Source organism: Mycobacterium sp. E136, from assembly GCF_001666865.1.
GTDB lineage: Bacteria > Actinomycetota > Actinomycetes > Mycobacteriales > Mycobacteriaceae > Mycobacterium.
The window spans coordinates 1-9,511 of record NZ_LZJE01000348.1; the positions used below are offsets into that span (position 1 = coordinate 1).

Consider the following 9,511-nt stretch of genomic DNA (forward strand, 5'->3'; position numbering starts at 1 on the left):
GTGCTCGGCGCTGTGTTCGACGACGACGAGAGCCTGTGGCGGATCGAACTCGACTCCGGTGAGGTCGTCACCGCGCGGTTCCTGATCAACGCCTGCGGCGTGCTGATCACGCCGAAACTGCCCGACATCGACGGCGTGGACTCGTTCGCCGGGGTCACGATGCACACCGCGCGCTGGGACCACGAGCAGGACCTGACCGGAAAGCGGGTCGCGGTCATCGGCACCGGAGCATCCGCGGTGCAGGTGATCCCCGAGATCGCGCCAATCGTCAAGCAGCTCAGCGTTTTCCAGCGCACACCGATCTGGTGTTTCCCGAAGTTCGACGTGCCGCTGTCCCCGACGGCGCGGCGGATGATGCGGTTGCCCGGCGGACACGTCGTGCAACGGCTGCTCAGCCAGGCCTACGTCGAGCTGACGTTCACGCTGCCCGCGCAGTACTTCACCATCAATCCGATGGCCAAGAAAATGTCCAAGGTCGGCGAGGCGTATCTGCGCAAGGAGGTCGACGACCCGGAGGTCCGCGACAAGCTCACGCCGCGCTATGCGGTCGGGTGTAAGCGGCCCGGCTTCCACAACACCTACCTGTCGACGTACAACCGCGACAACGTCGAACTGGTCACCGAGCCGATCGACAAGATCACCGGCTCGGGTGTGGCGACCGCCGACGGTATGACCCGCGACATCGACGTGCTGATCCTGGCCACCGGGTTCAAGGTGATGGACGCCGACGACATGCCGACCTACCCGGTCACCGGCTCGGGGGGCCGGTCGTGGAGTCAACACTGGCAGGAGAACCGGCTGCAGGCGTACGAAGGGGTGAGCGTTCCGGGCTTCCCGAACTTCTTCACGGTGTTCGGCCCGTACGGCTACGTCGGCTCGTCCTACTTCGCGCTGATCGAGACCCAGACCCACCACATCGTGCGCTGCCTCAAGCACGCCCGGCGCAAGAACGCGCGTCGCGTGGAGGTGACGCAGGAGGCCAACGACCGCTACTTCGCGGAAATGATGCGCAAGCGTCATCGCCAGATCTTCTGGCAGGAGAGCTGCCAACTGGCCAACAGCTACTACTTCGACAAGAACGGCGATGCGCCCTTGCGCCCGACCACCACGCTCGAGGCCCTCTGGCGCAGCCGCCGCTTCCCGCTGCGGGACTACGCGTTCAGCTCCTGAGCGGGTCTCTTCTCCTGGCTCGCGATAGGACGATAGGACCGCTAGACGGAAGCCTTGAGTTCCTCGACCTTGTTCAGCTGCTCCCACGGCAGTTCGACGTCGGTGCGACCGAAGTGGCCGTACGCAGCGGTCTGCGCGTAGATCGGGCGCAGCAGGTCGAGATCGCGAACGATCGCGCCGGGGCGTAGGTCGAAGACCGAGGTGATGGCCTTCTCGATGCGGGCCGGGTCGACGGTCTCGCTGCCGAACGTCTCGACGAACAGGCCGACGGGAGCGGCCTTGCCGATCGCGTAGGCCACCTGGACCTCGACGCGCTCGGCCAGACCCGCTGCGACGACGTTCTTCGCCACCCAGCGCATCGCGTACGCCGCCGAGCGGTCCACCTTGGACGGATCCTTGCCCGAGAATGCGCCGCCGCCGTGACGGGCCCAGCCGCCGTAGGTGTCGACGATGATCTTGCGGCCGGTCAGGCCGGCGTCACCCATGGGGCCGCCGAGCACGAACTTGCCGGTCGGGTTCACCAGCAGCCGGAAGTCCGAGGTGTCCATCGAGTCGTGGCCCAGGTCGGCCAGCACGGTGTTGACGACCTTCTCGCGGATGTCCGGGGTCAGCGTGCCCTCGAGGTCGATGCCCGCCGCGTGCTGCGTCGAGAGCACGACGGTGTCGAGGCGAACCGGGGTGGTGCCGTCGTACTGCACCGTGACCTGAGTCTTGCCGTCGGGCCGCAGGTAGTCGAGCACGCCGCTCTTGCGGACCTCGGTCAGCCGCCGCGACAACCTGTGCGCGAGCGCGATCGGCAGCGGCATCAACTCGGGCGTGTCCTTGATCGCGTAGCCGAACATCAGGCCCTGGTCGCCGGCGCCCTGCAGATCGAGCGGATCGCCCGCCCCGCCGACGCGGGTCTCGTGCGCGGTGTCGACGCCTTGGGCGATATCCGGCGACTGACGGCCGATGCCGATGTTGACGCCGCAGGTCTCGCCGTCGAAGCCCTTCTCCGAGGAGTCGTAGCCGATCTCCAGGATCCGGTCGCGCACGGTGTTCGTGATGTCGGCGAAGGCCTCCTTGGCCGTGGTCGTCACCTCGCCGACAACGTGCACCTGGCCGGTGGTCACCAGCGTCTCCACCGCGACCCGCGACTTGGGATCGCCCGCGAGCAATGCGTCGAGCACCGAGTCGCTGATCGCGTCGCAGATCTTGTCGGGGTGGCCCTCGGTTACCGACTCGCTGGTGAACAGCCGAGCTTCACTCACGGTGTGATCCTTCCCGCTCAAGTCAACTTGAGGTAGTTAGTTCATCAAATTATAGGTGTGCCCTGTTGCACCCAAGCCTGTGCGTTCGTCGCGCGCAAGCATTTCACGCAGCCAGATGCGTGATTCGCGCTACCCGCCGCCGCTCTGCAGGAAGGCCACGATCGCGTCCACGATACGGCTGGCCATCAGGGTTTTCGAGCCGTGTTCCAAGGCGGACTCGGTGCCATCGGCCGCGAGGAGCCAGCCGTCGTTGTTGTCCACTTCGAACGCCCGATTCTCGCCCACCGCGTTGACCACGAGCAAATCGCAGCCCTTGCGCTGCAGCTTCGCACGCGCGTGGTGAAGCACGTCGCCGTTGGCATCGCCGGTCTCCGCAGCGAATCCCACGATCGCCCGCATGTTGGGCAACTGTCCGTCGGCCCGGCCCCGCACGGCGCCCGCCAGGACGTCCTCGGTGCGGGTCAGTTCGATGACCGGCGCGGCAGCGTCCGGATCGGCGGATTTCTTGATCTTGCTGGTCTGCATCCGGGTGGGCCGGAAGTCGGCGACCGCGGCCGCCATCACCAGCACGTGCGCGTCCGGAGCGTGCTTCGATACCGCGTCCTTGAGTTGGGCGGCCGATCCGATGTGCACGACGTCGACGCCGGCCGGGTCGATCAGTCCCGTGGTGTTGCCCGCGATCAACGTGACGTCGGCCCCGCGCTGGGCCATCACCCGGGCCATCGCGTATCCCTGCTTGCCGGAGCTGCGGTTGCCGATGAACCGCACGGGGTCGATCGGCTCGCGGGTTCCGCCCGCCGAGACCAGCACCTTGACGCCGGCCAGGTCGTAGGGCAGCGCATCGGGCCGCGTCAGCAGCAGCTGGGCCAGCGTGGTGATCTCTTCGGCTTCGGGCAGGCGACCCGCGCCGCTGTCGGCGCCGGTCAACCGGCCCGAGGCCGGTTCGAGGACGACGGCACCGCGACGGCGCAGCGTCGCGACGTTCTCCACCGTCGCCGTGTGGAACCACATCTCGGTGTGCATCGCCGGGGCGAACAGCACCGGACATCGCGCGGTCAGCAGCGTCGCGGTCAAGAGGTCGTCCGCGCGGCCGGCGACCGCACGCGCCAGGAGATCGGCGGTGGCGGGCGCGACGACGACGAGATCGGCTTCCTGACCGAAGCGCACGTGCGGCACCTCGTGCACGTCGTCCCAGACACCCGTGTGCACGGGATGACCGGAGAGGGCTTCGAAGGTCGCGGCGCCGACGAACCGCAGTGCGGATTCGGTGGGTACGACGCGGACGTCGTGGCCTGCCTCGGTGAGCTGTCTGACCACGGTGGCCGCCTTGTAGGCGGCGATACCACCGGCGACGCCGACGATGATCCGCTTGGGCTCCATGGCGGCCGCTCCCCTATGCCTCGCGGCGTTGCTACTCGCCTTCGGTGTGCTCGAGCAGGTCCGCGTGGATCTCACGCAGCGCGATCGACAGCGGCTTCTCCTGCAGGCCCGGCTCGACCAGCGGGCCGACGTACTCGAGGATGCCGTCGCCGAGCTGGTTGTAGTAGTCGTTGATCTGGCGTGCGCGCTTGGCGGCATAGATCACCAGCGCATACTTGCTCGACGCGCGATCCAGCAACTCGTCGATGGGCGGGTTGGTGATGCCCAACGGCGTGTCGTAGGCGCTGACGGCCGACGTGTCGAGGTCGTCCACAGCTGTCAGCTGCGTGTCGGCGTGCGGGGTGCTCACGTAAAAAATCTCCTGGCGGTTTTGGCTGGATGCGAGATAGCTGTCAGGCCGTCCGGCGCCGAGGCCGGCGCGTACTTATCAGCGGTCCACCAGCAAGGATACCAATTCCGCGCAGGCAGACTCCAATTGACTGTTCACGACGACGGTGTCGAAGTCGTCCTGCGCTGCGAGTTCGGCCCGGGCGGTGGCCAATCGGCGCTCGATCGCCTCGGGGGTCTCGGTGCCACGCCCGGTCAGGCGGTTCTGCAGCTCTTCCCAGCTCGGCGGGGCGAGGAACACCGTCAGGGCCTCGGGCATCGCCTTCTTGACGGCTCGTGCGCCGGCCAGGTCCACCTCGATCAGGACGGGCCTGCCCGCGGCGATCGCCTCGCGGACGGGCCGGGCGGGGGTCCCGGAGCGGTGTAGACCGCCGTGGATCTCTGCCCATTCGAGCAGGGCGCCGTCGGCGATCAGCCGATTGAATTCATCCGGGGTGACAAAGGAGTAGTCAACGCCGTCGACTTCACCGGGGCGAGGGGCCCTGGTGGTGACTGACACGCTGAAGTGCAGGTCGGGAACGCGTTCGCGCAAACAGCGGACGACGGTCGACTTCCCGACGGCTGAGGGGCCGGACAGCACAACTACCCGGCCGGCCCCTCGGCCGGCGCTCAACTTCTGCGCCTAGGACTGGTCGAACTTTTCCAGCAGCGCCTTGCGCTGACGATCGCCGAGACCGCGCAGACGGCGGGTCGGGGCGATCTCGAGTTCGGTCATGATCTCCTGCGCCTTGACCTTGCCGACCTTGGGCAACGCCTCGAGAAGCGCCGAAACCTTCATCTTGCCCAAGACCTCGTCGGTCTCGGCATCCTTGAGCACCTGCTTGAGGTTGGTGCCGCCGCGCTTGAGCCGGTCCTTCAGTTCGGCTCTGGCTCGACGTGCGGCGGCAGCCTTCTCCAACGCGGCCGCGCGCTGTTCGTCGGTCAACTGGGGAAGGGCCACGGGTTCCTCCGTCTCATCACCATCAATTTCCACTGCCTCGGCTGATAGGGAAAACCCAGAAACAGCCAGCGACGACGACCGTACCCACGCAGGCTGACGAAAGCGAACCCCACCCCCTGGTTACGGCGTCAAAAGCCCAGCGTGTCGGGCCGTCGCCCGCCGCGCATGTCAGCGGCGTCCGGCGGCCCGAAACGACGAAATCTCCCATTCCGCGGCCGGAACCGCCTGCATATCAAGGCAATTCGGCTCGCATCGGGGCGCTTTTCGACCGTTCAGCGCGTGAGCTGCGCCACACTCAGGCGACCCGGGGGCGCCTACAAAGAAAATTTTCGCTGGTCATCCGCTTTCGGGCGTGTCGCGAGCTGGCTGTTTGTGACATTTGTGACAGCTGAGACTGGCGTTGCATTTGTTGCTTCGCCGACGGCCGGAGTCACGCCAGGTAGGCCACCGCGTCGCGCATCGCCTCGGCCGCGGAGCGCAGGGCACCCACGTCCGGACCCGCCCGCAGCACCTCACGCGACACCGCGGGCAACAACTGGCCGGATTGGGCCCCTCCGAGCCCGCCCAACGCCTGGGGGCGCCCGCCCTGAGCACCGACGCCCGGGACCAGCACCGGCCCGCCGAGCGCGCTGACATCGGGCGGTTCGGCCAGGGTCGCGCCGACCACCACGCCGATCGGACCCGGTCGGTCCTGCGCCGTCCGGTTGACCTGCGCGGCCGCGTCGACGATCGACTGCGCGACGGTACGGCCGCCGGTGTCGGCGCACTGCACGGATGCGCCCTCCGGATTCGAGGTGGCCGCGAGCACGAACACCCCGCGGCCGTTGGCGACCGCCGTCTCGATCAGCGGCTGCAGTGAGCCGAAGCCCAGGTACGGCGACGCCGTCACCGCGTCGGCCGCCAGCGGCGAATCGCCGGCCCACGCCTGGGCGTAGGCCGCCATCGTCGACCCGATGTCACCCCGTTTGGCGTCGGCGAGCACCAGCACTCCCGCGTCGCGTAGCGCGGCGAAGGTGTGCTCGAGCACCGCGAACCCGGCGGCGCCGTACGCCTCGAAGAAGGCCACCTGAGGTTTGACGATCGCGAAGCCGGCGAACGCCGTCACGCACGCGTCGCAGAACCGGCGCAGTCCGTCGGCGTCGACGGGAAGTCCCCACGCCCGCATCAACTCCGGGTGTGGATCGATACCCAGACACAGCGGTCCACGCCGGGCCACCGCGTCGGCCAACCGCGGACCGAAACCGGTCACGGCCCCAGCACGCTGTGCAGCTCCTGCAGCGACATCACGCCGATGTCGCCGCGGATCCCGGCCTCGATGCCCTGTACCGCCGCCGAGGCTCCCTGCACCGTTGTCACACACGGGATGCTGTTCGCCACCGCCGCGGAGCGGATCTCGTAGCCGTCGACACGGGGACCGGAGTTGCCGTAAGGGGTGTTGATCACCATGTCCACCTCCCCCGCCTTGATGAGGTCGACGGCCGACGATGCGGGCCTGCCCTCACTCGGCTCCTCGAAGTGCTTGCGGACCTCGTCACACGGGATGCCGTTGCGCCGCAACATCTCCGCGGTGCCCTCGGTGGCCAGCACCCGGAACCCGAGATCGGCGAGCCGCTTGACGGGGAACACCAGCGACCGCTTGTCGCGGTTGGCCACCGACACGAACACCGTGCCCTCGACGGGCAGAGACCCGTAGGCGGCGGTCTGGCTCTTGGCGAAGGCGCTGCCGAAGTCGTGGTCGATGCCCATCACCTCGCCCGTCGACTTCATCTCCGGGCCCAGCAGCGAATCGATCTGCGTGCCATCGTGTTTGCGGAAGCGGTTGAACGGCAGGACCGCTTCCTTGACCGCCACGGGAGCGCTGCGTGCGGTGGCCGCACCGTCCCCGGTGCGTGCCAGCACACCCTCCTCGCGCAACTGGGCGATCGTCGCGCCGAGCATGATCCGCGCACACGCCTTGGCCAGCGGCACCGCGGTGGCCTTGGAAACGAACGGCACGGTGCGGCTGGCGCGCGGGTTGGCCTCCAGGACGTAGAGCACGTCGTCCTTGAGCGCGTACTGCACGTTGAGCAGGCCCACCACGCCGATACCGTGGGCGATCGCTTCGGTGGCGCGCCGTACGGCCTCGATGTCGCTGCGGCCCAGCGTCACCGGAGGCAGCGCGCACGCCGAGTCGCCGGAGTGGATGCCGGCCTCTTCGATGTGCTCCATGATGCCGCCGATGTACACCTCGGATCCGTCGCACAGCGCGTCGACGTCGATCTCGATGGCGTCCTCGAGGAACCGGTCCACCAGCACCGGATGCTCGGGCGAGAGTTCGGTGGCCCTGGTGATGTAGCCCTGCAACGTCTCGTCGTCGTAGACGATCTCCATGCCGCGACCGCCGAGCACGTAGGACGGTCGCACCAGCACGGGATAACCGATGTCGGCGGCGATGCGCCGCGCCTGGTCGAAGCTGGTGGCCAGGCCGAACTTCGGAGCGGGCAGGCCCGCGTTGGTCAGCACCTCCCCGAACGCACCGCGATCCTCGGCGAGGTCGATCGCCTCGGGGCTCGTCCCGACGATCGGCACGCCGGCGTTCTGCAGGCGTTCCGCCAACCCGAGCGGGGTCTGCCCGCCGAGCTGTACGATGACACCGACCACGCCCGGACCACCTGCGCCGGAAGCGGATTCGGCGTAGTAGACCTCGAGCACGTCCTCGAATGTGAGCGGTTCGAAGTAGAGCCGGTCAGCGGTGTCGTAGTCGGTGGACACGGTCTCGGGGTTGCAGTTGACCATCACCGTCTCGAAACCGGCCTGGCTCAACGTCGTCGCGGCGTGCACGCAGCTGTAGTCGAACTCGATGCCCTGCCCGATGCGGTTGGGGCCCGAACCGAGGATCAGCACCTTGGGCCGCTCGGTCTGCGGCGCGACCTCCGTCTCCGCCGCGGGGTCGAGCTCGTAGCTGCTGTAGTGGTACGGGGTCTTGGCCTCGAATTCGGCCGCGCAGGTGTCGACCGTCTTGAACACCGGGTGGATGCCCAGCCGCTGACGAAGTGCCCGCACCCCGACCTCACCGGCGAGTTCGGGTCGCAGCGCGGCGATCTGGGGATCGGACAGCCCGTGATACTTGGCGCGGCGCAACAACCCGGCGTCGAGCACGGGCGCGTCGACGATCTCGGCGCGCAACCCGACGAGCCCGGCGATCTGCTCGACGAACCAGGGGTCGACGCCGGAGGCCTTCGCGACCTGCTCGACGGATGCGCCCTTGCGCAGCGCGAGTTCCAGGTCGTAGACGCGTCCGTCCGACGGTGTCCCCAGACGGGTCAGCAGTTCATCGACGGTGACCGTGTCCTCGTCGGGGTCGGACTTGGTCCAGAACCCGGCACGGCCTGCCTCCAGCGAGCGCATCACCTTGCCGAGCGCTTCGATGAAGTTGCGGCCCAGCGACATCGCCTCGCCGACCGACTTCATCGTCGTGGTCAGCGTGCCGTCGGCGCCGGGGAACTTCTCGAACGCGAAGCGGGGCGCCTTGACCACGACGTAGTCGAGCGTCGGCTCGAAACACGCCGGCGTCTCCTTGGTGATGTCGTTGACGATCTCGTCGAGCGTGTAGCCGATCGCGAGCTTCGCGGCGATCTTGGCGATCGGGAAACCGGTTGCCTTGGAGGCCAACGCACTCGAGCGCGACACCCGCGGGTTCATCTCGATCACGATCAGCCGGCCGTCGGCGGGGTTCACCGCGAACTGGATGTTGCAGCCTCCGGTGTCGACGCCGACCTCGCGCAGGATCGCGATGCCCAGATCGCGCATGGTCTGATACTCGCGGTCGGTGAGCGTCATGGCCGGGGCGACGGTGACCGAGTCGCCGGTGTGCACACCCATCGGGTCGAAGTTCTCGATCGAGCAGACGACGACCACATTGTCGCGGCCGTCGCGCATCAGCTCGAGTTCGTATTCCTTCCAGCCGAAGATCGACTCCTCGATGAGCACGTTCGCGCTCGGGGAGGCCGCGAGCCCGTCGCCGGCCATCCGGTCGACGTCCTCGGCGGAGTACGCCATGCCCGAGCCGAGCCCGCCCATCGTGAAGGACGGGCGCACCACGACCGGCAGGCCGAGCTCCTCGACCGTCTCGCGGACCTCGTCCATCGTGAAACAGACTCGCGAGCGCGCGGATTCACCGCCGACCTTGGCGACGATGTCCTTGAACCGCTGACGGTCCTCGCCGCGCTGGGCGGGCAGACGGCGCTGAACACCGCGGTGGCGCTGTCGGAGTCGGGGGCGCTGGCCAAGCACGGCGTGGAACTGATCGGCGCGGACTTCGAGGCCATCCAGCGCGGCGAGGACCGTCAGCGGTTCAAGGACATCGTCGCCAAGGTCGGCGGTGAATCCGCGCGCTCGCGAGTCT

7 protein-coding genes and 1 pseudogene are annotated in these 9,511 nt (G+C 68.0%); 1 reads left to right on the top strand and 7 read right to left on the bottom strand.

Translation table 11 applies throughout. From position 1 onward, the window contains the following. Positions 1-1,170, top strand: a 1,170-nt coding sequence (locus tag A5698_RS23115; RefSeq protein WP_068301638.1) for a flavin-containing monooxygenase, incomplete at its 5' end; no start/stop codon positions are given. Positions 1,171-1,211: 41 nt separating this feature from the next. Here A5698_RS23115 and metK read toward each other — a convergent pair. The 7 genes and pseudogenes from metK to carB form a co-directional block, all read right to left on the bottom strand. Next, a complete protein-coding gene (gene metK / locus A5698_RS23120; RefSeq protein ID WP_068301640.1) occupies positions 1,212-2,420 on the bottom strand; it encodes a methionine adenosyltransferase in 1,209 nt (402 codons plus the stop codon). A 129-nt stretch (positions 2,421-2,549) separates the two neighbouring features. Then, entirely contained in the window at positions 2,550-3,800 is a 1,251-nt protein-coding gene (gene coaBC, locus A5698_RS23125; RefSeq protein ID WP_068301643.1) for a bifunctional phosphopantothenoylcysteine decarboxylase/phosphopantothenate--cysteine ligase CoaBC, read from the bottom strand. A gap of 31 nt (positions 3,801-3,831) precedes the next feature. Continuing rightward, on the bottom strand, positions 3,832-4,149 hold the full coding sequence (rpoZ, locus tag A5698_RS23130; protein ID WP_067082767.1) for a DNA-directed RNA polymerase subunit omega: 318 nt from the start codon (positions 4,147-4,149) through the stop codon (positions 3,832-3,834). A gap of 78 nt (positions 4,150-4,227) precedes the next feature. After that, a complete protein-coding gene (gene gmk / locus A5698_RS23135; RefSeq protein WP_068301646.1) occupies positions 4,228-4,800 on the bottom strand; it encodes a guanylate kinase in 573 nt (190 codons plus the stop codon). Positions 4,801-4,809: 9 nt separating this feature from the next. Next, positions 4,810-5,127, bottom strand: coding sequence for an integration host factor, actinobacterial type (gene mihF / locus A5698_RS23140; protein WP_003889986.1), 318 nt, complete (start codon positions 5,125-5,127; stop codon positions 4,810-4,812). A gap of 430 nt (positions 5,128-5,557) precedes the next feature. Beyond that, on the bottom strand, positions 5,558-6,376 hold the full coding sequence (pyrF, locus tag A5698_RS23145; RefSeq protein WP_068301649.1) for an orotidine-5'-phosphate decarboxylase: 819 nt from the start codon (positions 6,374-6,376) through the stop codon (positions 5,558-5,560). Beyond that, positions 6,373-9,336 (bottom strand): annotated as a pseudogene (carB, locus tag A5698_RS23150) (carbamoyl-phosphate synthase large subunit); the annotation flags it as partial. The gene pyrF and the pseudogene carB, both read right to left, overlap by 4 nt. Positions 9,337-9,511: the final 175 nt, after the last annotated feature.